This is a genomic window from Streptomyces sp. NPDC050416, from assembly GCF_044458845.1.
Taxonomy (GTDB): domain Bacteria; phylum Actinomycetota; class Actinomycetes; order Streptomycetales; family Streptomycetaceae; genus Streptomyces.
On the sequence record NZ_JBITII010000015.1, the window covers coordinates 80,091 to 103,352 of the forward strand.

A 23,262-nucleotide genomic window follows, 5' to 3' on the forward strand; every position below is an offset into this window, starting at 1 on the left:
CGACAGTGAACGCAAGCGTTCACTTGTGGCGTCGTCGTGCGGCACGTCCCCCTTTGCCGCCGCCCGGCACGTCCCCCCACCCCGGAATCCCCGCTTCATCTGCTCGTTGGAGAGAGTTCGATGGTTACCCCGAGCTGGGCGGACGCCCCCGCTCAGACGGCCGCCCGCCGCCGCGGCGCCGTGCTCGAACGCGCGATCCTCGACGCCGCGCTGGATCAACTCAGCACCGTCGGCTGGAACGGCCTGACGATGGAAGGCGTCGCCGCAGGTGCCCAGACCGGAAAGGCCGCCGTCTACCGTCGCTGGCCATCCAAGGAGGACCTCGTCGCCGACGCCCTGCGCGCCGGACTGCCGCGCTTCGAGGCGGTACCGGACGAGGGGAGCGTGCGCGAGGACCTCTTGGCGCTCTGCCGGAGAGCCCGCGACGCGATGTTCTCCCGCCCGGGCTTCGCGCTTCGCTCGGTGATTCACGAATGTGACACAACGCAGGCCGAGCGGTTCCATGCCGTGATCTTCGACGGGGTCGTCGAGCCCACCATCAAGATGCTGCGGGACGTCATCGAGCGCGGAATCAGGCGAGGCGAGGTACGTTCCGACGCTGCGAACGGATACGTCTTCGATGCCATCCCGGCGATGATGATGTACCGCTCCAAGATGTGCGGCTGTGAATGGCGGGACCAGGAAATCGAGGAGATGATCGACCAGTTGATGGTTCCGCTGCTGCGGTCGAGCGTCACCTGACCGGGCCCGGCCGGGGCCGTCGCGCTGCTATGGCCGACCGGGGTGTCGCGGGCGGTTCGGGGCGGCGTAACCTATGGTCGCCATGCCGTACGAACCGCCTACTCACACCGTCGAGCGCTCCCTTCGAGCCACGACCGGAGCGAAGATCGTTGCAGGTGTCGACGAGGTGGGGCGCGGCGCGTGGGCCGGTCCCGTCACCGTCTGCGCGGCGATCACCGGACTGCGCCGGCCGCCCGAGGGTCTTACCGACTCGAAGCTGCTCACCATCAAGCGACGCACCGAACTCGCCGAGGAACTGCGGAAGTGGGTGACGTCGTACGCCCTGGGGCACGCCTCTCCTGAGGAGATAGACCACCTGGGGATGACGGCCGCCCTGCGGCTCGCCGCAGGACGTGCCCTGGACGCCTTGCCGGTCCGCCCCGACGCGGTCATCCTCGACGGGAAGCACGACTATCTCGGTGCGCCCTGGCGAGTCCGTACGGTGATCAAGGGCGACCAGTCGTGCGTGGCGGTCGCGGCGGCCTCGGTGATCGCCAAGGTTCAGCGCGACAAAATGATGGCCGAACTGGGTATCGACCATGCAGACTTCGGTTTTGCGGACAACGCCGGGTATCCCTCACCCGTGCACAAGGCCGCACTGGCGGAGCGGGGCCCCACCCCCCACCACCGGTTGTCGTGGGCGTATCTTGATGCGCTGCCCCAGTGGCGGCACCTCAAGAAGGTCCGCAGCTGGACGGACGGAAGTGTTCCGGAAATCGAGGGTCAGCTGGGCTTCGATTTCTGACGGTTTCGTTCGTACGCATGCGCCACCCGCCGACGCGGGCCGTACCAACGTTTGATAAATATCAACCCATGCCTCTCATTCCCGAGGAGCCTCAGATTCACGAGAGTGCCCAGGGTCCCCGCGCCACTCCGGCCAGCGGCCGCACCGCGCCGACCCCTCGCCCCGTACCCGGCCCCCGTCCCGCGGCTCCGTCGCGCCCTGGCCGTCCCGGTCCTGTGCGGCCTGCGCCGCCGGTGCAGCGCACGCCGCGTGACGCGGCCGCCAAGCCCGGCCCCTCGGGTCCGGCAGCCGATGCCGCCGCTCCGGCCACCCCGCAGATCCAGCTGATCCCGGCTTCCGCCGAAGGCGCGCTCGACGCCGCCGAGGAGGCCGTGGACCTGCTCCTGGACTCCGGTCGCGCCCCCGGCGACGTCCTGGTGATCACGACCGGCGAACAGCACCCGTGGGCCGCCCACGAGCTGTCGTTCGGCGAGACCTCCTACTGGGCCCAGCACGACGCCGGTGACGACGTCTTCTACACGGACGCCACCGTCGCCGGACGTGCCGCGTCTCGTCCAGTGGTCGTGGTCGCCGTCAACGGCGGTGCCGAGGCCGCAGCCGCGAGCGCCCTGTCCCTGGCCCACTCCCGGGCCACCGCCCTGCTGATCGTCTGCGGTGATCCGCAGCGGATCAACTCGGTGCTGGGCACGAGCGTCTGAGTCCATGCCGTGGCGTCCGGTCGGGCGCCGGGGGCTGACCCCAGGCGCCGTTCCGGCGGCTCCGCACGGCGGGTGGTTCGGCATGCCCGGAGGGCTGGGCGCCGTGGCTGCGCACGGTCCTGCCGGGGTGGCGCCAGTGCTGTTCGGGGATGCTCGTTCCCCGACTGCCGGTCACAGGAACCGTGGTCTGCCGTAGGACGGGGCACGGCTCCTCACAGCCCGTGCGGACCTCTCCCTGGGCGGGACGGTCTGCCCAAGCGCAGCCTTCGCGGGGAGCTGTCCCTCCCAGGGGGTCTCAGGGACAGCTTGTGCCTGGGACGGTGTGTCCCAGGAACGGTCTGTCCGGAGACCTCAGCGTGCCGCCGCAGCGCGGCGCAGCACCTCGGAGGCGGCGCCACCGGTGCGCGGCAGCGGTAGCGGTGCCTCCGACGTGTCGAACGGCTCCGGTGCCGACGCAGAGTGCGGGCGGCGTCCGCCGCGGCCCTCGCCGAGCACCTGCCAGCCGTCGCGGGTCAGCGTGATGTACGCCCCGCAGCGCAGCCCGTGCAGGGTGCAGGCGTCGCGCAGCCCCCACATCCACGCGCCGTCCTCCTCGGTCCAACGGGCGTCGCCCTCACGGCAGTAGAGCAGCACGGCGGTGCGTACCGGTGTGCGGCGTCGCAGATCGTGCGGGATGATCCGGCGCAGCTGCGCCAGCAGCACGTTGCGGAACATCCAGCCGTCGGCCGCGGCCGTCCGGCGGACGAAAGAGGCACTCGCCCGCAGCCGCTCGTCCGGATCGAGCACGGCGATGACGGCGGTCGCCGGCTGCGGGTGGTGCCGGGCGTGCAGTCCGCTGACGACTTCACGGGGGTCACGGAGAAGCGGGATCCCGGCGGCGGCCCATTCCGCGGGTTCGAGCAAGCGGTTGGCGGAAGCGGCGGACGTCGATGCCGCTGCCGAGGCCGGAGCGAATCCGAAGGTCACGGTCCTCCCTTCGGCTACGCGCCCACACTGCGGGCGGGGTCGGAATCGGGGAGCGCGCACCGCAGCGAAGCCCTACCGGATCGGCGGTCGTACCGTGCGGGAGCGGACCTCAATTCTTCCTGTCGAACTTGAATGCGGCAACGAGCAATTGGCGCAGTCGACCGTTATCAGATGATGCGCGGCTAATATCCTCACCCTGTGCGTCGCCGGGCCACCCATGGGGCGTTCGAGCACGACACGTTCGTACGTCACTGGCGTGCGCGGCGTCCAGAGGTGTGCGAGACCGGGCAGGTGGCGCTGCCCGGTCGAAGGGCCGATGCCCGGCCAGGATGTGGCGGCCGCGCCTCCCGACGTGCTGTCAGCCCTGGACGGCCAGCACCAGCGGCAACACCCCCTGCGCACCGGAGCGCCTGAGCATGCGGGCCGCGACCGCGAGGGTCCAGCCGGTCTCCGTGTAGTCGTCCACGAGGAGGACCGGGCCCTGGACCTCGGCGAGGGCGGACGCGAGGGCGGGCGGCACGGTCAGTGCCCCGTCGAGCGCCTTCAGCCGCTGGGCGCTGTTGCTCCGGGGCCCCGGGTACACGTCGCCCGTGTATGCGACGGTGCCCAGCAGAGGCAGTCGGCCGACCTCCGCGACGCGCGCTCCCAGGGAGTGGATCAACTGGGGCCGGGTGCGCGAGGCGACGGTGACGACGCCCACCGGGCGGGGCTGCGGGTCCGGCACGCCCGGGGCCCAGCCGCCGGGTCCCTTGGCCCAGTCGGCCAGCACGCCCACCACGGCCTTCGCCACGTCGTCCGGCACGGGTCCGTCGGGTGCCTGGGGCGCGAGCATCGGCCGCAGCCGGTTGCCCCAGCCGATGTCCGACAGGCGCCCCAACGCACGTCCGGGAGCGGCTTGTTCGCCGGCCGGGATGCGTCCCTTCAGGTCCACTCCGATCGCCGGCAGCCCGGTCGGCCACATCCGGCGGGGCTCCACCTCGACACCCGCACGCCCCAGGTCCACGCGCGCCGCGTCGAGCGCCTCCTCGGACATGTCCGCGGTGAAGCGCGGGCCCGCGCAGTTGTCGCAGCGACCGCAGGGCTTGGCGGCCTCGTCGTCCAGCTGGCGCTGCAAAAACTCCATCCGGCAGTCGGTCGTCGACGCGTACTCGCGCATCGCCTGCTGCTCGGCCTTGCGCTGCCGCGCCACCCACGCGTACCGCTCGGCGTCGTACGTCCAGGGCTGCCCGGTCGCGATCCAGCCTCCCTTGACCCGCTTGACCGCCCCGTCCACGTCGAGGACCTTGAGCATCGATTCCAGGCGGGAGCGGCGCAGCTCCACCAGGGGCTCCAGGGCGGGCAGCGACAGGGGCTTGTCCGCGTGAGCGAGGATGTCGAGCGTGCGGCGCACCAGCTCTTCCGAGGGGAAGGCGAGCGACGCGAAGTACTCCCAGATCGCCTCGTCCTCCTTCCCGGGGAGCAGGAGCACCTCGGCGTGCTCCACGCCGCGTCCCGCACGGCCCACCTGCTGGTAGTAGGCGATGGGGGAGGAGGGCGAACCGAGGTGCACCACGAAGCCCAGGTCGGGCTTGTCGAAGCCCATGCCGAGCGCTGACGTGGCGACCAGGGCCTTCACCTTGTTGGCGAGCAGATCCTCTTCTGCCTGCTGCCGGTCGGCGTTCTCCGTCTTGCCCGTGTACGAGGTGACCGTGTGCCCCCGCTGCCGGAGGAAGGCGGTGACCTCCTCGGCGGCGGCCACGGTGAGTGTGTAGATGATCCCGGAACCCGGCAGTTCGTCGATGTGTTCGGCGAGCCAGGCCATCCGGTGCGCGGCGTCCGACAGCCGGAGCACGCTCAGACTCAGGCTGTCCCGGTCGAGCGGGCCCCTCAGTACGAGAGCGTCCGAGCTGCCGCCGGTGCCGAGTTGTTCCGCGACGTCGGCCGTCACACGCGCGTTGGCGGTGGCGGTGGTGGCGAGCACCGGCACACCGGGCGGGAGGTCGGCGAGCATTGTGCGCAGCCGGCGGTAATCCGGCCGGAAGTCGTGGCCCCAGTCGGAGATGCAGTGCGCCTCGTCCACCACCAGCAGCCCGGTGGCGGCCGCGAGCCGGGGCAGTACCTGGTCGCGGAAGTCCGGGTTGTTGAGCCGCTCAGGACTCACCAGCAGGACGTCGACCTCGCCCGCGGCGATCTCGTCCTGAACGGTTTCCCACTCCTCGGTGTTGGAGGAGTTGATGGTCCGGGCGTGGATACCGGCCCGGGCCGCCGCCTCGACCTGGTTCCGCATGAGTGCGAGCAGTGGGGACACGATCACGGTCGGACCGCTGCCTCGCGACCGCAGCAGCGAGGTCGCCACGAAGTACACCGCGGACTTGCCCCAGCCCGTTCGCTGGACGACCAGGGCGCGGCGTCTGTCGGCGACCAGTGCCTCGATCGCCCGCCACTGGTCCTCACGCAGCCGGGCCGTTCCCGAGATGTCCCCGACGAGACGGGCGAGGACCGTGTCGGCCGCCGCCCGGAGATCCGCGTTGCTCGTGTGCTCCATGCGTTCCATACAACAGGACGGCACTGACAGCGCGAGCGGTGCACGAGTCGACCCGGCATCTCGCTGTTCCTGTGACGTGTCCCTGATCGGAGTTATCCACAGGGTCAAGCGGAGCTTCAGATTCCGCGAGATCGTCTCCGCATGACGAATCACAGCGAAGCGACTGGATCCTCCGAAAACGGCGACATCACGGGACCCGACGGGCACGACAAGCACAAGGACGGCGGACCGCGGAAGCAGGCGGGCGAGGCGACCGGGACGCACGTCCCCGGTCCCGCATTCGACGGCCACGGCGGCGAACACCAGGTCACCCTGCGCACCCCGGCCGAACTGGCCGACGCCCTGCCGTATCTGCTCGGGTACCGCCCGGAGGACAGCATCGTCCTGGTAGCCCTGCACGACAAGGACGGACGAGGCCGGTTCGGGGGCCGGGCCCGCCTCGGCATCCCCGCGAACGCGGACGACTGGCCGTCAGCGGCACGGCAGCTGGCCCACGGACTGGTGACGGGCAGCGAGCGCCGAGGGGCCCGCCCCGAGTCAATGGTCGCCTTCCTCTGCCAGGAACCGGAGAAGGGCGAGTCCGGCCGCCAGGTCATGGAGCGGCTGAAACCGCTGGCGCAGAGGCTGCGCGTGGAGTGCGGTTCCCTGGACGTGACGGTGGTCGAGGCGCTGTGCATCTCTGACGGCCGTTACTGGTCGTTCTGCTGTGACAACGCGGTGTGCTGCCCGCCGGAGGGCGCCCCCATGGGCCTGCCCGGCACATCGGTGCTGGCGGCTGCTGCCACCTACGCGGGCATCCAGGTGCGCGGCACGCTGCGGGAACTGCGGGCCCGGCTGCTCCCCTGGGAGAACGCCGCCGCTCTCGAGCAGGAGAGCGCCCTGGACACCGCCAGCCTGGCACTGGTCCCGAGGATCCTGGACGAAGCCGGTCGCGCCGACGTCGCCGACGAGACACTGCGACTGGCAGAGCGGGTCCTGGACCGCTTCGCCGGGGCACAGCCCGTCTCCGGCATGCTCCTGGCGGATCTCCGCGACGACGAACTTCTCACACACGACGAGGCGGCCCGGCTGATCCTCGGCCTCCAGGACCGCGCGACCCGTGACCGCGCGGCCGAGTGGATGGAGGGCGACGAGGCCGGACTCGCCCTGCGCCTCTGGCGGTCGCTGGCCCGCCGCTGCGTCGGCTCCTACGGCGAGCACGCCGCGGCGCCGCTCACTCTCGCCGGATGGGTCGCCTGGTCCACCGGCGACGAACTGGAAGCCCGGGAAGCCCTCGCCATGGCCCTGGGCGCGGACCCCGACTATCTCTTCGCCCGTCTCCTGCACCAGGCCTGCAACGAAGGTCTCGACCCGGAATCGATCCGCAGCTGCCTGCGAGCGGAGCGCGACGGCCGTGGACGCTCGGGAGCCGTCGAGTCGGCGGCTCGGGTCGACGGCATGGGTGCCGGGGCGGGCGGATCCCCGCCTCGGGCGGAAGAGTCTGCCGATCGGCCGGACGACTCCCTTGTGCCTATGGACGACTTGGGCGGGCGGGTGACCGGCTCCGTCGCGCAGCACGACGCCTCCCCCGTTCGGTCCGCCACCGACGAGGTCGTCACGGGCGAGGCAGCCGCGTCCGATTTCGAGCCGGAGCCCGCAGCCGCGTTCGAGCCGGAGCCCGCAGCTGCGTCCACGGCGGTGCCCTCACGTCGGCGACGCCGTGCCCGTTCCACCCGTTCCACCGGTGCTGCCGGCACCGCCCCGGGTGATGCCCGGAGGGGGGACCGTGCCCCCAGCGCCCGGGTTCCCCGTCGGCGCACACCGGCAGGCCCTACGCACCCTGCCGGTGCCGCAGAGACCGGCACGCGTACCGGGCGAGCCAACGCGGGCACGGCGCGGTCCGGCAGCGGACGCACGGGCGGCAGGGGTGCGCGTACGTCGGGGAAGACGGCCATGCCGTGCGGGGGCATCGGTCAGGAAGGCGTACAGCCCGGCCAGGGCACGGAGGGGGAGGAGTGAGTGTCCCCATGGGGTCGGCGACGCGCGGGGCGGGGACACAGGCGTGACCCGAAGGAGGTTCACGCCGTTCACCTGAGTGGCGGAACGCCTGGACGGGCCGTGACGCCGCACCGCTCCTGCCCCGCCGGAACCCTCCGGCACCGGCGCCCAACCCGATCGAGGCGCACAGAGCGCAGAGGAAGCCTCTCCATGCATCAGCCGACTCCGCCCTCCGCCGCCGACGACCGCCACGCCCCGGGTGGGCCGCCAGCACCTCGTGGGTCGGGCCCCGGCCGGCCCGAGGCGGGCACTCCACGGTCGGGGGCCCAGAACGCGCCTCCGCGGCCGGCGGCACGTGTCGACGGCTTCGGGCCCAGGTTCCCCGGGGGCGCCTCACTGGCCTCGCTGCCCACCGGCCCGGACACCTGCCCGCCCTCACCGGCCCGGGGCCGCTCGTCACCCCAGGGAGCGGGCCAGAACCTCCGCCCCGGTTCCGCGTCGGGGTACGGCTCGCCCTCGCCGCCCGTGGCCCAGAGCCGGGGCCCGTCACCCACAGGGCAGCCCGCCGCGCCTCCTCGGGGCGCCACGATCCCCGGGTTGCGCTGGTCCGCCGACCTGCCGCCCGCCCACACCATGATGATCTGTGTCGCGCTTCCCGGTCTGGCCATCTCGACGCAGGAGGGGCAGATGACCGGCCGGGGACTGGAAGGGTTCTACCGCGCCGGTCGACGGGTGCTCTCGCGGTGCGAGGTCCGTGTGGCCGGGCGGGAACCGCTCGCCGTGCAGGCCCGTATGGCCGCGGCCGACCGCGCCAGGTTCGTGGGCACGCTCCGCACGTCGCCGCAGGCAGGCCCGGATCCGGACGTGGTCGTGGAACGCAACCGTCTCGCGGACGGCACGGAGCGGATCACCCTGCACAACTCGGCTCCCCGTCCGCTGCGTCTGCCGGTCGAGGTGTCCCTGGGCACGGACCTGGCCGACCTGGGGTCGATCGCCTCGGGCCGCGCCGGACCCGAACTCCCCGCCAGTGTCCACGACTCAGGCCTGCGCTGGTCCTGCGCCACTGGCAATGCCTCCGTCACGGCCGCACCGCCTCCCTCGGACGCCCTGGCCTCGGCCGGGCTGCTGCGGTGGGAGCTCGACCTGCCGGCGGGCGGCAGCAGAAGCGTGGAACTGCGGGTGTGGCCCGACGGCGCCGGTCCTCTCCGAGCCGTGGGCCGCGCCGCGACCAGCCCACTCGCCGCCGCACGAGCGGAAGGCGACGACCCGAGAGTCCCCGCACTGCTGAGGACGAGCATCGAGGACCTCCAGGCCCTCCTGCTGCGTGATCCCGCGAACCCCGCCGACACGCACCTCGCGGCCGGGGCACCCTGGCGCTGCGGTCTGGCCCCCGCCGACGCGCTCGTGGCCGCCCGGATGGCTCTGCCGCTCGGTACGGGCCTGGCGGTGGGGACGCTGCGGATCCTCGCCCGTACGCAACTCACCGGTCCGGGACCACAGTCCGGGATGATCCCCGGCCTGAGACGGGACGCGGGCCCGCACCTTCCGCCCCAGTGCACCGGTACGGAGGCCACGCTGCTCTTTCCCGTACTGCTCGCCGAGGCCCGCCGCTGGGGCCTCGGCGAGCAGGAGACGGAGGAACTGCTGCCGGCCGCCGAGCGCTGTCTGACCTGGCTGCGCACCACCGTGGGCGACGACACGTATCTGCGCGACCCGCATCCCGGCGGTCCCGTCCGCTGCGAGACACAGGCCCACGCCCACCGTGCCGCTCTCCTCGGCGCCGACCTGCTCGACGCCTGCGGCCGCACGGGCGGATCGGCACTCCGGCAGTGGGCGCAGGCCTTACGGACCGCCTTCCGCGGGGACTTCTGGGTCGACGACCGCGGGGGTGGCCGGCCTGCGGCAGCCCGTGCTCCGGACGGCAGGCCGGTGCCTCACCTGGGCGCGGCCGCCGTCCACCTCCTCGACACCGGCCTGCTGGGCGAGGGCGCCCTGGCACCGGGTCTGCTCGACAAGGTGCAGACCGAGAACCTCGCCCGGCTGCTCGGCAGCCCTGTCATGGACTCGGGCTGGGGCCTGCGGGGGCTGGGCGCCAAGGAGCCGGGGTTCAATCCGTTCGGCCACCGAGCCGGGGCCGTACGGGTCCAGGAGACCGCTCTCGCCGTCGCGGGTCTGGCCGCCGCCGGTTACGACAAGGAGGCGACCTCGCTGCTGCGCGGCGTACTCGCGGCCGCCGAGGCCTTCACCCACCGGCTGCCCGACATGTACGCGGGGGAACAACGTACGGAGGGCAGTGCCCCCCTCCCGCACCCGGCGGCCTGCCGCCCCGCGGCCACATCGGCGGCCGCCGGAGTGCTGCTGCTGACCACGCTCGTCGGCATGCGCCCCGACGCTCCGGCCGGGACGGTCACCCTGCGCCCGATGCGCAGTGCGCCCCTGGGCGAGATCGGCTTCACGGGCCTGCGGATCGCCGGCGCCCCGTTCTCCGTGCGGGTCAGCCGGCTCGGCCTCGCCATGGTCGAGGAAGCGGCCGACGGACTTCAACTGGGGGCGTGACCTGGTACGACGTTCAACTGCTGGACCACCGGGCCCCACAGCGGAGTCCATGTCCGACCGAAGTGGATCAGTCGTCGATGCGGCCGGCGAAGGGAGTGTTTATCGTCAGGCAGACGACTATGATCGCGGCATGCCCTACGACCCGTCAGCGTTTCCGCCCTTCGCCGTCACCGTGGACCTGGTCGTGCTGACCGTTCGCCGCCATGCCCTGTGTGCGCTGGCGGTACGCAGGGGGGAACCGCCGTTCCAGGGGCGCTGGGCGCTCCCCGGCGGCTTCGTGAGGGCCGACGAGGACCTGGCGCAGGCCGCGGCGCGCGAGCTGGCCGAGGAGACCGGACTGCGCGTCCACGACCCGTCCGTCCCAGCCCAGGACAACGGGGCACATCTGGAACAGCTCGCCACCTACGGCGACCCCAAGCGGGACCCCAGGATGCGGGTCGTCAGTGTCGCCCACCTCGCGCTCGCACCCGACCTGCCCGCGCCCAGGGCCGGTGGCGACGCCAGCAACGCGCGGTGGGCCCCGGTGGAGGAACTGCTGCGGCAGGGCGGTTACGGGCGTGACGCCGAACCGGTGGCGCCGCTCGCCTTCGATCATGCGCAGATCCTGTCGGACGGAGTGGAGCGCGCCCGCTCCAAGATCGAGTACTCGTCGCTGGCCACGGCCTTCTGCCCGCCCGAGTTCACCGTCGGCGAGCTGCGCCGTGTCTACGAAGCGGTCTGGGGCGTGGCGCTCGACCCGCGCAACTTTCACCGCAAGGTCACGGGCACACCGGGCTTCCTCGTCCCCACCGGTGGGACGACCACCCGTCAGGGCGGCCGCCCTGCTCAGCTCTTCCGTGCCGGGGGTGCGACTCTCCTCAACCCCCCGATGCTGCGCCCCGAGATCTGACGCGGGTCCGCAACGCCCGGCGCCCGCTGCCCGGACACGGGAGATTGTCGTACCCGAGGCAGGCCTCGTGCTGCCCGAAAAACCGGACATAGCGCGCTATCTTGCTGCGGGTGATCCAGGCCTTCGGACTGACCAGCAACCCCCGCAAAGGGCTTCCGCCCGCAGCCGATGACGTCTCCTTCGAGGCGCGAGCGGGCCGCGTCACCGCGCTGCTCGGAGCACCGGGCGCCGGCAAGACGACAGTCCTCAGGCTCATGCTGGAACTCCAACAGGGGCGTGGCATCACCTACTTCCGGGGCCGCCCCCTGCACCGCATCGCCCATCCCTCGCGCGAAGTCGGTGTGCTGCTGGGCGACGTGCCGGGGCACCCGGCCCGCACGGTCCGCGGTCATCTGCGCATGCTGTGCGCCGCGGCAGGGGTCCCGGTCCGGCGTGCCGACGAAGTCCTCGAGGCGGTCGGGCTCGTGAGCCTGCGCGACGAACGCCTCGGTACCCTCTCGCGCGGCATGGACCGCCGCCTGGGCCTTGCCTGCGTCCTCCTGGCCGATCCGCACACGCTCGTCCTCGACGACCCGGCCGACGGTCTGTCCGTCCGCGAGAGCCACTGGCTGCACGGCATGCTGCGCGCCCACGCCGCCCAGGGCGGCACGGTCCTGCTCACCACGGCCGACCCCAAGGGGGCCGCCCGCATCGCCGACCGTGTCGTCACGCTGGAGCAGGGCAGGCTCGTGGCCGACCAGGAGGTCGCGGAGTTCTCGCGCACCCGCCTGCGTCCCCGGGTCGCCGTACGCAGTCCGCACGCGGCGCGTCTGGCGGTTCTCCTGACCAAGCAGGCCCGCACCGCGCGGCGCTCCGTCGAAGTCGTACGAGAAGGCGGCAACCGCCTCTCCGTGTACGGCAGTACCTGCGCCGAGGTCGGCGAGACGGCGTTCCGTCACGGCATCGTCGTCCACCAACTCGCCGACGAGATCGGCGACATGGGGCCGGGGGCAGGAGCGACGCGGGCAGGTGAGCCGCAGGTCAGCCGTGACCCGGTACCGGGCACGGCAGGGCAGACGGCGGGCGGCTCGCACGGGGTCGCCGACACAGGGCGAACGTCGGACGGCACGCTCGGGAGCATCGGCGCCGAGCCGGAATCCGCCGACCCCAGGCCAGGGCATGTCACCGACACGCACCGGACAACGATTGCGTTCCAGGCCGCCAACGGTGAGCCGCGCCCCTCCCTCGACGCGCCGGAGCCGGTCCCGGTCACTGCCGAACCCGTGGCCGCCGGCGCCGAGCCGCAGTCGTCGGCTGAGCCACGACCTACCGTTGACGCGCCGAAGCCGGTCGCCGACGAGCCGTTGTCCTCCGACGGGCCCGCACAGCCCGCCACAGAGCCGCAGGAAAGCCCGGACGTTCCCTCGGTCGGCCACCTGTCCGACGCCGAGGCCCGTCCTGAGGAGACAACGGCACCTCTTGCTCTCCACCGCGCCGGCGCACGCACGGCGCGCACGCTCGACGCTCTGCCCCCTCTGCCGCCTCCCATCTCCGTCCGCCCCGCTCCCAGCCCCCTGCGCCCCCTCCGCTACGAGATCCGCCGCGCCGCCGGGATCGGCACCGGGTTCCTCACCGGGGCCGCCGTGCTCGCCGTGTCCGCCGTGACCGCCGTCGTGCTCGCCCGGATCGGCCACACCCCGCAGCCGCGCCTGCTGGCCGCGTGGCCACAGGAGCTGCCCCTGCCGCCCGCGGCGCTCGGCGCGGGACTGCTCGGCGCGCTGGCCTTCGGCGACGAGTTCCGCCACCCCGCCCTGGCCGCGGACCGCGGCACCGTGCCCCGTCGGCTGGGGCTGCTGGCCGCCAAACTGCTCGTCGCCACGGCCACCGCACTGATGCTGGCCGCCCTCACCATCGGCTGCGACGCCGAAGTGCTCTATCTCGTCTACGGACGGGAGCTCGCCCAGGTTCCCGCCGACTGGCTGCCCATGAGTGCGAGTTGGATCGGGCTCGTGGTCGGCTGCGCCTGGGCGGGCGTACTGGCGGCGGGCGTCTTCCGGTCCACCACGGCCGGGCTCGCCGCCGTGGCCGCCGTGCCGCTTCTCGTCGTACCCGCGGTGCACAAGGTCCTGGAAGGACCGTCCGTGCGGACCGCGGCGGGACTTCCCATGCGGCTGCGCGAGGCTCTCCTGCCGCGATGGCCCTTCGGGGGAGAGCGCTATCTGGAAGCCGCGTTCAGCGTGATCTCCCAACCCGTCGGCGGCGCACTGACGTTGTCGCTGACCGCACTGCTCTGCGCGTACCTGCTCACCGCGCTGCGGAGCCGGTTCCGGTGACGACTGTCCGTAACCCTTAGTCCGGCCATGCGCACAACTCCCCGCAGAACGCCCATTTCTTTCCGATAAGGCGTCAATTGCGACGGGGTGAGCGATCACCCTTTCGTGTGCTTTTCACCAAAGACCTCAAGGGAGTTGGAGGCGGCGCCGACAAAGGATGCGTGAGTACCCTTGCGCACACCATGATGACCGCCGCCCGCTCCGCTGACTCCGGCCTCGCGAGCCCGGGCGAACTCGACCGCTACCCCTTCGCGGAGGCCCCCGCCGTCGACCGCGTCGGTGCCCCTGCCTGGGACGGCGGGGACCCCGAGCTGGGCCGGGTGGGCAGGCGCGCCGCGGGCAGCCGCGGACGCGGGCTGCACGGCCAACTCGTCCAGCAGCTCGGTCAGATGATCGTCTCCGGCGACCTGGGCGCCGACCGCCCGCTGGTGCCCGAGGAGATCGGCCAGCGGTTCGAGGTCTCCCGCACCGTCGTCCGCGAGTCGCTCCGCGTCCTGGAGGCCAAGGGCCTGGTGAGCGCCCGCCCGAACGTCGGCACGCGCGTGCGCCCCGTCAGCGACTGGAACCTTCTCGATCCGGACATCATCGAGTGGCGGGCCTTCGGTCCGCAGCGCGACGACCAGCGCCGCGAGCTGAGCGAGCTGCGCTGGACGATCGAACCGCTCGCCGCCCGCCTGGCCGCCGGGCACGGGCGCGCGGACGTCCAGCAGCGCCTGGCGGACATGGTCGAGATCATGGGGCACGCGATGGCGCAGGGTGACGCGCTCACCTTCTCCCGCGCCGACTCCGAGTTCCACTCGCTGCTCATCCAGGTCGCCGGCAACCGCATGCTGGAGCACCTCTCCGGGATCGTGTCGGCGGCCCTCCAGGTCTCCGGCGGTCCGGTCACGGGCTGTGACCGGCCGAACGAGACGTCGCTGGCGCACCACGGCCGTATCTGCGACGCCCTCGGCGCCGGCGACGGAGCGGCGGCTGAGGCGGCGATGCGGCAACTCCTCACGGTCCATCCCGGGGTGGAACGCGTAGTGCCCGCTCCCCGCGAGCACTGACCGCGTTCCGCGGGCGGCGCGGCCGGGTGTGCCACCCCCCTCCTGTGGCAGTGCCCGTTCGGTGATCCGCCTCCCGTCGGACCCCGCAGGATCCTGGCGATCCTGCGGGGTCCGACGGCGCGAAGGGGCCGCATGATCCGCCGGAGCGGCCGGATAACAACCAGATGTGACCTGCTTTGCCCGCGTCTGATCTCTTTTGTGCGCTTACGGGGTGTGACTCGGGCCACGCGAATTGGGCGTAACGCTCGCGGGAAGAACGCGATGACCTAAGAGGTGACAGCCGCGGAGGGAATACGGACGCCGTTCACGGCGCTGTGAATCTTCCCGGCCCCCGCCCGCGCCGTCGGCCCACCCCCAAGCCGGCGGTCGGCTCCTGTCCACTGTGGACGGGGCCGGAAGCCGTTTTCCAACGTTCCGAGAGGTTGTTCGTGTCGGCCAGCACATCCCGTACGCTCCCGCCGGAGATCGCCGAGTCCGTCTCTGTCATGGCTCTCATTGAGCGGGGAAAGGCTGAGGGGCAGATCGCCGGCGATGACGTGCGTCGGGCCTTCGAAGCTGACCAGATTCCGGCCACTCAGTGGAAGAACGTACTGCGCAGCCTCAACCAGATCCTCGAGGAAGAGGGTGTGACGCTGATGGTCAGTGCCGCAGAGCCCAAGCGCACCCGAAAGAGCGTCGCAGCGAAGAGTCCCGCCAAGCGCACCGCCACCAAGACGGTCGCGGCCAAGGCGGTGACCACCAGGAAGCCCACTGCCACGCCGGAGGCGCCCGCCGCCGAGCCCGCCGCCGAGGAAGAGGCGCCCGCCAAGAAGGCAGCGGCCAAGAAGACGACCGCCAAGAAGGCGGCCGCGAAGAAGGCTCCCGCCAAGAAGACCGCGGCGAAGAAGACCAGCGCCAAGAAGGACGACGTCGAGCTTCTCGAAGAGGAGGTGCTCGAGGAGGCCGCTCCCGGCAAGGCCGTCGAGGAGCCCGAGGGCACGGAGAACGCCGGCTTCGTGCTGTCCGACGAGGACGAGGACGACGCGCCGGCGCAGCAGGTCGCCGCCGCCGGTGCCACCGCCGACCCGGTCAAGGACTACCTCAAGCAGATCGGCAAGGTCCCCCTGCTCAACGCCGAGCAGGAGGTCGAGCTCGCCAAGCGCATCGAGGCCGGTCTGTTCGCCGAGGACAAGCTGGCCAACGCCGACAAGCTCGCTCCGAAGCTCAAGCGCGAGCTGGAGATCATCGCCGAGGACGGCCGCCGCGCCAAGAACCACCTCCTGGAGGCCAACCTCCGTCTGGTGGTCTCTCTGGCCAAGCGCTACACCGGCCGCGGCATGCTCTTCCTGGACCTCATCCAGGAGGGCAACCTCGGTCTGATCCGCGCGGTCGAGAAGTTCGACTACACCAAGGGCTACAAGTTCTCCACGTACGCCACCTGGTGGATCCGTCAGGCGATCACCCGCGCCATGGCCGACCAGGCCCGCACCATCCGTATCCCGGTGCACATGGTCGAGGTCATCAACAAGCTCGCGCGCGTGCAGCGCCAGATGCTCCAGGACCTGGGCCGCGAGCCCACCCCGGAGGAGCTGGCCAAGGAGCTCGACATGACCCCCGAGAAGGTCATCGAGGTCCAGAAGTACGGCCGCGAGCCCATCTCGCTGCACACCCCGCTGGGCGAGGACGGCGACAGCGAGTTCGGTGACCTGATCGAGGACTCCGAGGCGGTCGTCCCGGCCGACGCGGTCAGCTTCACGCTCCTCCAGGAGCAGCTGCACTCCGTGCTCGACACCCTGTCCGAGCGCGAGGCCGGTGTGGTCTCGATGCGCTTCGGTCTCACCGACGGTCAGCCGAAGACCCTCGACGAGATCGGCAAGGTGTACGGCGTCACGCGTGAGCGGATCCGCCAGATCGAGTCCAAGACCATGTCGAAGCTGCGTCACCCGTCCCGTTCGCAGGTGCTGCGCGACTACCTCGACTAGCCGTCGCGGTCGTACGACGCGGAAGGCCCGGCCCCTTCAGGGGACCGGGCCTTCTTCATGCCTCTCCGCGGGTGCGGGCTGCCACGGGGTGAATCACTCTGGGTGTCTCACCGACACCACGGAGTGAGGAGTGCATATGCGTTATCGCTTTGGCCGGGCCCTGGCCGGACCGCTGGTCGTGGCAGCCGCGGTATCCGCCCTGTCAGTGGGCTCCAGTGCGCCTGCGGCCGCCGACAAGGTGGTCATAGGAGGATTCCCCGTCGACGCGTCGGAGAGCCCCTGGACGGTCGCCCTGTCCAGTCGTGACCGGTTCGGGGGTACGCGCGCGGGGCAGTTCTGCGGCGGCGTGGCGGTCGGCCGCACCACCGTGCTCACCGCGGCCCACTGCCTGGACAAGGAGGTCCTGGGCGGGCCACCGGAGCGCGTACGCGACCTCCGGGTCATAGCGGGGCGCACAGACCTGAACTCGGACCGCGGTGGCCGGGAAGTCGCCGTGCGGGACACCTGGGTGAACCCGGTCTACGACGGTGTCAGCAACGTCGGGGACTTCGCCGTACTCACGCTGGCCGAGCCCCTCCCCGCCGACTCGGTCATCGGCATGGCACCCGCCGGTGACCCCGCGTACGCCGTGGGCGGGACCGCGACGGTGTACGGATGGGGCGACGTCTCGGGCGCCGGGGAGTACCCGAACAGCCTGCGGGCGGCACGCGTGCGGGTGCTTCCCGACGCGCTCTGTGAGGAGGCGTATCCGGGAGGCGCGGACGGCGTCTACGACGCCCGGAGCATGCTGTGCGCCGGAGAAGCGAAGGGGGGCCGGGATGCCTGCCAGGGTGACAGTGGGGGCCCGCTGGTGGCCCAGGGGCGGTTGATCGGCCTGGTGTCCTGGGGGATCGGCTGCGGCCGGGCCGGCAGCCCCGGGGTGTACATGCGGGTGTCCGACATCATGCGCACGCTCGGGTGGCCACGGGCGTGAAGCCGGACACCGGCGTGAGGCTGAATGCGGGCACGAAGCTGTCCACGGGCGTGACGGTGAAGGCCGGTCACGGCGTGAAGGTCATGTGCACGTTCTGCTGAGCATGGGGGCGAAGAAGACGCGCGGCGTGCGCACAGAAGGACCTGGGCGGACGCGCGGGAACGAGAACGGGCGGCTGCCTCGGTGGTGGAGGCAGCCGCCCGTTCACCGGCCTGTGCCGGGCTGGCTCGTCGTCGGACGCGAGGTGTCAGCGCTCTTCTTCGGAGGCAGTCGTCGCGGGAGCGGACGTCAGCCGCTCCGTCTCGTCCTGTATCTCAGCGGCGATCTTCTTGAGTTCCGGCTCGAACTTGCGCCCGTGGTGGGCACAGAAGAGCAGTTCTCCGCCGCTGAGCAGGACGACGCGCAGGTACGCCTGGGCGCCGCAGCGGTCGCAGCGATCAGCGGCCGTCAACTGGCTCGCAGGGGTCAGAACAGTAGTCACGTCGCCTCTTCTCTAGCTCGACGAGCTGTCGTACCAGGGTCAACATCCAACCAGCCCCAAAACGTTCCCGCTCGTGGCTTTTCCTCGAAAAAATCTTTGCGAGGCGGCTGTCTGCTGCCGGTTGGCGGCGAATGTGCCGTATTGCGTGTCTATGTGTCTTACGGAGCTTCGCGTTGTATCGGTGGTCGGTCCTCCCGGCTGGGTTGCCGGTTGTTCATGAGGACGTGCCCGGAGCCTAAATGGTTCATGCCTCGAAGGGAACGTGATGTGTGCTTCACTCCAACGAGGGATCGAACAAGCATACGACTCTGGACTAGGGTGAGTTTCCGGCGAGGGTGGCGTTACAACGGCTCTACCAGGCCTCGGTACCCTCTCACCGGTGACTGAAGCCGCGCCCTTACCCATGAGGGCCCCATCTGAAATTCAGCGAGGAGCGAACCGCGTGACCGCCGAAACGTCCGTGCCGTCCACAGCTCTGCTGGCAGGAGCAGACCGGGACGGTTCCAACTACACCGCGCGGCACCTGCTCGTCCTCGAGGGGCTCGAGGCCGTGCGGAAGCGCCCCGGAATGTATATCGGGTCGACCGACAGCCGTGGCCTGATGCACTGCCTCTGGGAGATCATCGACAACTCCGTCGACGAGGCCCTCGGCGGCTACTGCGACCACATCGAGGTCATCCTCCAGGACGACGGCTCGGTCGAGGTCCGGGACAACGGCCGGGGCATCCCGGTCGACGTCGAGCCCAAGACCGGCCTCTCCGGTGTCGAAGTCGTCATGACCAAGCTGCACGCCGGCGGCAAGTTCGGAGGCGGCTCCTACGCCGCCTCCGGCGGTCTGCACGGCGTCGGTGCCTCCGTGGTGAACGCCCTGTCCGCCCGTCTGGACGTCGAGGTGGACCGCGGTGGACACACCCACGCGATCAGCTTCCGGCGCGGTGTCCCCGGCGCCTTCGCCGGAAACGGCCCGGACGCCAAGTTCGAAGCCAAGAGCGGCCTGCGCAAGGCCAAGAAGATCCCGAAGACCCGCACCGGCACGCGCGTGCGCTACTGGGCCGACCGACAGATCTTCCTCAAGGACGCCAAGCTCTCCCTGGAGAACCTCCACCAGCGCGCCCGCCAGACGGCCTTCCTGGTGCCGGGCCTGACCATCGTCGTGCGCGACGAGTACGGGCTCGGCGAGGGCGGCAGCAAGGGCGAGGAGTCCTTCCGCTTCGACGGCGGGATCAGTGAGTTCTGCGAGTACCTGGCGAACGACAAGCCGGTCTGCGACGTCCTCCGCTTCTCGGGACAGGGCTCCTTCAAGGAGACGGTCCCCGTCCTGGACGACCACGGCCAGATGACCCCCACCGAGGTCACCCGGGAACTCGGCGTCGACGTCGCGCTGCGCTGGGGCACCGGTTACGACACGACGCTAAGGTCGTTCGTCAACATCATCGCCACCCCCAAGGGCGGCACCCACGTCGCGGGCTTCGAGCAGGCCGTCGCCAAGACGATGAACGAGGTGCTGCGCGCCAAGAAGCTCCTGCGCGTCGCCGAGGACGACATCGTCAAGGACGACGCCCTGGAGGGCCTGACCGCGGTCGTCACCGTGCGTCTCGCCGAGCCCCAGTTCGAGGGCCAGACCAAGGAGGTCCTCGGGACCTCGGCGGCCCGCCGCATCGTGAACAACGTGGTCAGCAAGGAGCTCAAGGCGTTCCTGACGTCCACGAAGCGGGATGCCGCCCAGCAGGCCCGTGTCGTGCTGGAGAAGGCCGTCGCCGCGGCCCGTACGCGCATCGCCGCCCGGCAGCACAAGGACGCACAGCGCCGCAAGACGGCCCTGGAGTCCTCCTCGCTGCCGGCCAAGCTCGCCGACTGCCGCAGCGACGACGTCGACCGCAGTGAGCTGTTCATCGTGGAGGGCGACTCCGCGCTCGGTACGGCGAAGCTCGCCCGGAACTCCGAGTTCCAGGCGCTGCTGCCGATCCGCGGCAAGATCCTCAACGTCCAGAAGTCGTCCGTGACGGACATGCTCAAGAACGCCGAGTGCGGGGCGATCATTCAGGTCATAGGAGCCGGATCGGGTCGGACCTTCGACATCGACACGGCCCGCTACGGCAAGATCATCATGATGACCGACGCCGACGTCGACGGCTCTCACATCCGCACCCTGCTCCTGACCCTGTTCCACCGCTACATGCGGCCCATGGTCGAGGCCGGCCGGGTCTTCGCGGCGGTGCCGCCACTGCATCGCATCGAGATCGTCCAGCCGAAGAAGGGCCAGGACAAGTACATCTACACGTACTCGGACCGGGAGCTGCGCGACAAGCTCATGGAGCTCCAGAGCAAGGGCGTCCGCTACAAGGACTCGATCCAGCGCTACAAGGGTCTCGGCGAGATGGACGCCGACCAGCTGGCCGAGACGACCATGGACCCGCGCCACCGCACCCTGCGCCGGATCAACCTCTCCGACCTTGAGGCAGCCGAGCAGGTCTTCGATCTGCTGATGGGCAACGACGTCGCGCCGCGCAAGGAGTTCATCTCCAACTCGGCGGCGACACTGGATCGGTCGCGGATCGACGCGTAGCCGCTGCGCCGGCCTTGGCGGGCACGGAGGCCGGGCCGGGCTGGGCAGGTCCGGACTGGTTCGTTCTCCGTGGTCCTCGTTCAGTCCGGCTCTGCCGGTAGGTCGGCCCCATGGTCCGTGCCATGCCTTGCGCACAAACGGACCGGCTTGGACGACCCGGCCCGGATAGGACCCGGCCCGGAGGCGACCCAGGTCGCCGGGGCCGTCGGGTCCTCGTGCCTGAGCCGCTTCTCCACCCCTGGGTGGAGAAGCGGCCGGTCGCGGATCCACCCATGATCCACCCGCACTCCGATCCCGTGACCTGGCGATTTCCGTAACGTCGAAGGCGTCGGCGGTACCGCTGCCGGCATCTCCTTCATCGCTCACGGAGGTCCTGATGTCCGGGCTCGTCGACGCGCTGGTGATCGTGGTCGTGGCCATGCTGGTGATCGCCCGGCAGTTCCGCGCAACCCCCATCGACGGTGAGCGCCGCTGGTGGCTCCTGCCCGCGATCCTGGCCGTCGTCGCACTGCGCGAGCCCGGCATACTCGACGACCGTCACCACACGGCCTCAGCGCTGCTGCTCGGCGCAGAACTGCTCGTCGGCCTGGCCACCGGGGCGGGCTGGGCCTGGGCCACCCGTATATGGGCGGAGCCCGACGGCACCGTGTGGAGCAAGAGCAGCGGCGCGAGCGTAGCCGTCTGGCTCATCGGAATCGGGCTGCGTGCCGGGCTCTTCGCGCTCGGCGCCGCGGTGGGCGTGCACCAGGACAGCTCCGCCCTCCTGCTGGGACTCGCCGGCACCCTGCTCGTCCGGGCCGGGATCCTGGTCTGGCGCGGTCGGTTGCTGCACCCTGCCGTGAACTCGGGCCCGGCGTACGGTGACAGCACATCTGCGCCTGCGGGGAAGGAGCGCGTGTGAAGGAGAACGCCTGGACACGCTGGCCTTCCCAGGAGGCGCTCAGCCGCGAGGGACTCTCACGCCCCCGGTGCCTGCTGGCCTGGACGGTGCGGGCTCTGGTCCTCGGCGTGCTCGTGTGGGGTGCCTTCGCCGAGAGCGAGGCGCATGGGTGGAAGGCGGTGACCGGAGCCGGCGGGGTGCTTCTGGCGGCGCTGCTCGCCTGGGTGTTCTTCCGGACCACGCTCCAGCACCGGCTCTGGCCGTCGCTGGCGTCGCTCGCGCTGCTTCAGGGCGTCGCCGTCGCGGCCCATCTGTCGGGCTTCGAAGCCGCAGCCCTGGTCATGTGGTGTGGATGCGCCGTCTCGGCGCTGGAGAGACTCCCACCGGCAGTCGCCCTCAGCGCAGCGGGCGTGGCGCTCGGTTCGTTCGGGGTCGTCGACAACGACGACCCGCTGACATCCGTGGTCACCGGCGTCGGCCTCGCCCTGGCCGGATACACGCTGCGCCTGGACGCCGAGGCTCGCGGTAGCGCCCAGCGGCTGCTCGCCCAGGAGCGGGCCGCCCGTGCGGCCGAGGCGGAGACTGCGGCGCTCGCGGAGCGGGCCCGCATAGCGCGGGAGATTCACGACGTGCTGGCGCACAGCCTGTCTGCCCAGCTCGTACACCTGGAGGCGGCCCGGCTGCTGATCGAGCGCGGAGGGGAGCAGGAGCAGGTTCTCGAACGGGTGGTGGCGGCACGGGAGATGGCGCGTGGCGGGCTCGCCGAGACACGGCAGGCGCTCTCCGCCTTGCGTGGGGAACTGACCCCGCTGGAGGAGTTCCTGAACCAATTGGCGGGAACCACCGACGGTGCCGAGATCACCATCACGGGTGAACGCAGAGCACTGCCGGCCGAGGCTTCGCAGGCGGTGCGCAGAGCGGCTCAGGAGGCTCTGACGAACGCCCGCAAGCACGCCCCGGGCGCCAAGGTGCGCCTGCGCCTCGACTACGACCCGCACGAAGTGACCCTGGATGTGAGGGACTCGGGCGGCTCGCCGGGCGAGCTGACCGGGACGGGAGCCGGATACGGTCTGCTGGGCATGCGGGAGCGAGCAGAGCTGCTGGGCGGTTCGCTGGAGGCCGGGCCGGGCGAGGAGGGGTTCGTGGTGACGTTGAAGGTGCCGGTATGACGGACGAGGCCGAGCGGAAGACCGCTCGGGTGGTGGTCGCGGACGACCAGACCGTGGTGCGGGAGGGCATCGTGATGCTGCTCGGTCTGCTGCCCGGGGTCGAGGTCGTCGGCGCGGCGGGGGACGGGGAGGAGGCGGTGCGGCTCGTCGCCGAAGTCGCCCCGGACGTGGTCCTGATGGACCTGCGGATGCCCCGCTGCGACGGAGTGGAGGCGACCCGCAGGATCCGCGCGGAGCACCCCGGTACACAGGTCGTGGTGCTCACGACGTACGCCGACGACGAGTCGCTCTTCCCGGCACTGGCAGCGGGAGCGCGCGGCTATCTCACGAAGGACGCCGGCGGAGAGGAGATCGTCCGGGCGGTGCACAGCGTGCTGTCGGGGGACGCGGGGCTCGCGCCCAGCATTCAGAGGCGGCTGCTGGAGCGTCTGACGGAGACCGAGGTGAGACCGGCCGCGCCGCCCGAGGCACCGGACGGTCTCACGGTGCGGGAGACGGAAGTGCTGCTGCTCATCGCCGAGGGGCTGAGCAACCAGGAGATCGGCCGCAGGCTGCATGTCTCCACCGCGACCGTGAAGACCCACATCAACAACCTGTTCGCCAAGACGGGGCTCAAGGACCGTGCGCAGGCGGTGCGTTACGCGTACGGAAAGGGGCTGGTGCGTCCCCCGGTGCGCTGAGTCACCTGATGGGGTGAAGCGCGAGGGGAAGAAGAGTCGGGGATCTTCTCGTTCTG

At 71.2% G+C, this 23,262-nt stretch carries 17 protein-coding genes; 14 read left to right on the forward strand and 3 right to left on the reverse strand.

Going from position 1 to position 23,262, the window contains the following annotated elements; genetic code table 11:
* Positions 1 to 120 precede the first annotated feature (120 nt).
* From ACIBL4_RS35755 to ACIBL4_RS35765, 3 genes are all read left to right on the forward strand, one after another.
* On the forward strand, positions 121 to 741 hold the full coding sequence (locus tag ACIBL4_RS35755; RefSeq protein ID WP_399416049.1) for a TetR/AcrR family transcriptional regulator: 621 nt from the start codon (positions 121 to 123) through the stop codon (positions 739 to 741).
* 82 nt (positions 742 to 823) lie between these two features.
* Positions 824 to 1,525, forward strand: coding sequence for a ribonuclease HII (locus ACIBL4_RS35760; RefSeq protein ID WP_356923537.1), 702 nt, complete (start codon positions 824 to 826; stop codon positions 1,523 to 1,525).
* Positions 1,526 to 1,593: 68 nt separating this feature from the next.
* Positions 1,594 to 2,223 (forward strand): hypothetical protein, encoded by a 630-nt coding sequence (locus ACIBL4_RS35765; RefSeq protein ID WP_399415969.1) that lies wholly within the window; start codon positions 1,594 to 1,596, stop codon positions 2,221 to 2,223.
* A 351-nt stretch (positions 2,224 to 2,574) separates the two neighbouring features.
* On the opposite strand, the gene ACIBL4_RS35770 is transcribed toward ACIBL4_RS35765, so the two are convergent.
* Both ACIBL4_RS35770 and ACIBL4_RS35775 read right to left on the reverse strand, forming a co-directional pair.
* On the reverse strand, positions 2,575 to 3,189 hold the full coding sequence (locus ACIBL4_RS35770; RefSeq protein ID WP_399415970.1) for a hypothetical protein: 615 nt from the start codon (positions 3,187 to 3,189) through the stop codon (positions 2,575 to 2,577).
* A 358-nt stretch (positions 3,190 to 3,547) separates the two neighbouring features.
* Positions 3,548 to 5,713, reverse strand: coding sequence for a RecQ family ATP-dependent DNA helicase (locus ACIBL4_RS35775; protein WP_399415971.1), 2,166 nt, complete (start codon positions 5,711 to 5,713; stop codon positions 3,548 to 3,550).
* A gap of 141 nt (positions 5,714 to 5,854) precedes the next feature.
* On the opposite strand from ACIBL4_RS35775, the gene ACIBL4_RS35780 reads away from it, so the two are divergent.
* The 7 genes from ACIBL4_RS35780 (at position 5,855) to ACIBL4_RS35810 (ending at position 17,430) form a co-directional block, all read left to right on the forward strand.
* The gene (locus tag ACIBL4_RS35780; RefSeq protein ID WP_399415972.1) at positions 5,855 to 7,711 is read left to right on the forward strand and encodes a DUF4192 domain-containing protein; all 1,857 of its coding nucleotides are present in this window, start codon (positions 5,855 to 5,857) and stop codon (positions 7,709 to 7,711) included.
* 612 nt (positions 7,712 to 8,323) lie between these two features.
* Positions 8,324 to 10,246, forward strand: a complete 1,923-nt coding sequence (locus tag ACIBL4_RS35785) for a glycogen debranching N-terminal domain-containing protein (protein WP_399416050.1) — start codon at positions 8,324 to 8,326, stop codon at positions 10,244 to 10,246.
* Between the two features lie 130 nt (positions 10,247 to 10,376).
* Positions 10,377 to 11,135, forward strand: coding sequence for an NUDIX domain-containing protein (locus ACIBL4_RS35790; protein WP_399415973.1), 759 nt, complete (start codon positions 10,377 to 10,379; stop codon positions 11,133 to 11,135).
* 110 nt (positions 11,136 to 11,245) lie between these two features.
* Positions 11,246 to 13,447, forward strand: a complete 2,202-nt coding sequence (locus tag ACIBL4_RS35795; protein ID WP_399415974.1) for an ATP-binding cassette domain-containing protein — start codon at positions 11,246 to 11,248, stop codon at positions 13,445 to 13,447.
* 161 nt (positions 13,448 to 13,608) lie between these two features.
* Entirely contained in the window at positions 13,609 to 14,496 is an 888-nt protein-coding gene (locus tag ACIBL4_RS35800) for a FadR/GntR family transcriptional regulator (RefSeq protein WP_399415975.1), read from the forward strand.
* Positions 14,497 to 14,924: 428 nt separating this feature from the next.
* On the forward strand, positions 14,925 to 16,457 hold the full coding sequence (locus ACIBL4_RS35805) for an RNA polymerase sigma factor (RefSeq protein WP_399415976.1): 1,533 nt from the start codon (positions 14,925 to 14,927) through the stop codon (positions 16,455 to 16,457).
* 136 nt (positions 16,458 to 16,593) lie between these two features.
* Entirely contained in the window at positions 16,594 to 17,430 is an 837-nt protein-coding gene (locus ACIBL4_RS35810; protein ID WP_399415978.1) for a S1 family peptidase, read from the forward strand.
* Positions 17,431 to 17,677: 247 nt separating this feature from the next.
* Here the strand turns inward: ACIBL4_RS35810 and ACIBL4_RS35815 are convergent, their stop codons facing one another.
* Positions 17,678 to 17,911, reverse strand: coding sequence for a hypothetical protein (locus ACIBL4_RS35815; protein ID WP_356923528.1), 234 nt, complete (start codon positions 17,909 to 17,911; stop codon positions 17,678 to 17,680).
* 442 nt (positions 17,912 to 18,353) lie between these two features.
* Here ACIBL4_RS35815 and ACIBL4_RS35820 point away from each other — a divergent pair, with 442 nt between their 5' ends.
* The 4 genes from ACIBL4_RS35820 (at position 18,354) to ACIBL4_RS35835 (ending at position 23,206) form a co-directional block, all read left to right on the forward strand.
* On the forward strand, positions 18,354 to 20,477 hold the full coding sequence (locus tag ACIBL4_RS35820) for a type IIA DNA topoisomerase subunit B (RefSeq protein WP_399415979.1): 2,124 nt from the start codon (positions 18,354 to 18,356) through the stop codon (positions 20,475 to 20,477).
* A gap of 376 nt (positions 20,478 to 20,853) precedes the next feature.
* A complete protein-coding gene (locus ACIBL4_RS35825; protein WP_399415980.1) occupies positions 20,854 to 21,378 on the forward strand; it encodes a DUF1453 domain-containing protein in 525 nt (174 codons plus the stop codon).
* Positions 21,375 to 22,526 (forward strand): sensor histidine kinase, encoded by a 1,152-nt coding sequence (locus ACIBL4_RS35830; protein WP_399415982.1) that lies wholly within the window; start codon positions 21,375 to 21,377, stop codon positions 22,524 to 22,526. Before ACIBL4_RS35825 ends, ACIBL4_RS35830 begins: the two co-directional genes overlap by 4 nt.
* Positions 22,523 to 23,206 (forward strand): response regulator, encoded by a 684-nt coding sequence (locus ACIBL4_RS35835; protein WP_399415983.1) that lies wholly within the window; start codon positions 22,523 to 22,525, stop codon positions 23,204 to 23,206. Before ACIBL4_RS35830 ends, ACIBL4_RS35835 begins: the two co-directional genes overlap by 4 nt.
* Positions 23,207 to 23,262: the final 56 nt, after the last annotated feature.

Coding starts and splice junctions, on each gene's coding strand:
- ACIBL4_RS35755 (WP_399416049.1), top strand. CDS start 121: ATGGTTACCCCGAGCTGGGCGGACGCCCCCGCTCAGACGGCCGCCCGC.
- ACIBL4_RS35760 (WP_356923537.1), top strand. CDS start 824: ATGCCGTACGAACCGCCTACTCACACCGTCGAGCGCTCCCTTCGAGCC.
- ACIBL4_RS35765 (WP_399415969.1), top strand. CDS start 1,594: ATGCCTCTCATTCCCGAGGAGCCTCAGATTCACGAGAGTGCCCAGGGT.
- ACIBL4_RS35775 (WP_399415971.1), bottom strand. CDS start 5,713: ATGGAGCACACGAGCAACGCGGATCTCCGGGCGGCGGCCGACACGGTC.
- ACIBL4_RS35780 (WP_399415972.1), top strand. CDS start 5,855: ATGACGAATCACAGCGAAGCGACTGGATCCTCCGAAAACGGCGACATC.
- ACIBL4_RS35785 (WP_399416050.1), top strand. CDS start 8,324: ATGATGATCTGTGTCGCGCTTCCCGGTCTGGCCATCTCGACGCAGGAG.
- ACIBL4_RS35790 (WP_399415973.1), top strand. CDS start 10,377: ATGCCCTACGACCCGTCAGCGTTTCCGCCCTTCGCCGTCACCGTGGAC.
- ACIBL4_RS35810 (WP_399415978.1), top strand. CDS start 16,594: ATGCGTTATCGCTTTGGCCGGGCCCTGGCCGGACCGCTGGTCGTGGCA.
- ACIBL4_RS35825 (WP_399415980.1), top strand. CDS start 20,854: ATGTCCGGGCTCGTCGACGCGCTGGTGATCGTGGTCGTGGCCATGCTG.
- ACIBL4_RS35835 (WP_399415983.1), top strand. CDS start 22,523: ATGACGGACGAGGCCGAGCGGAAGACCGCTCGGGTGGTGGTCGCGGAC.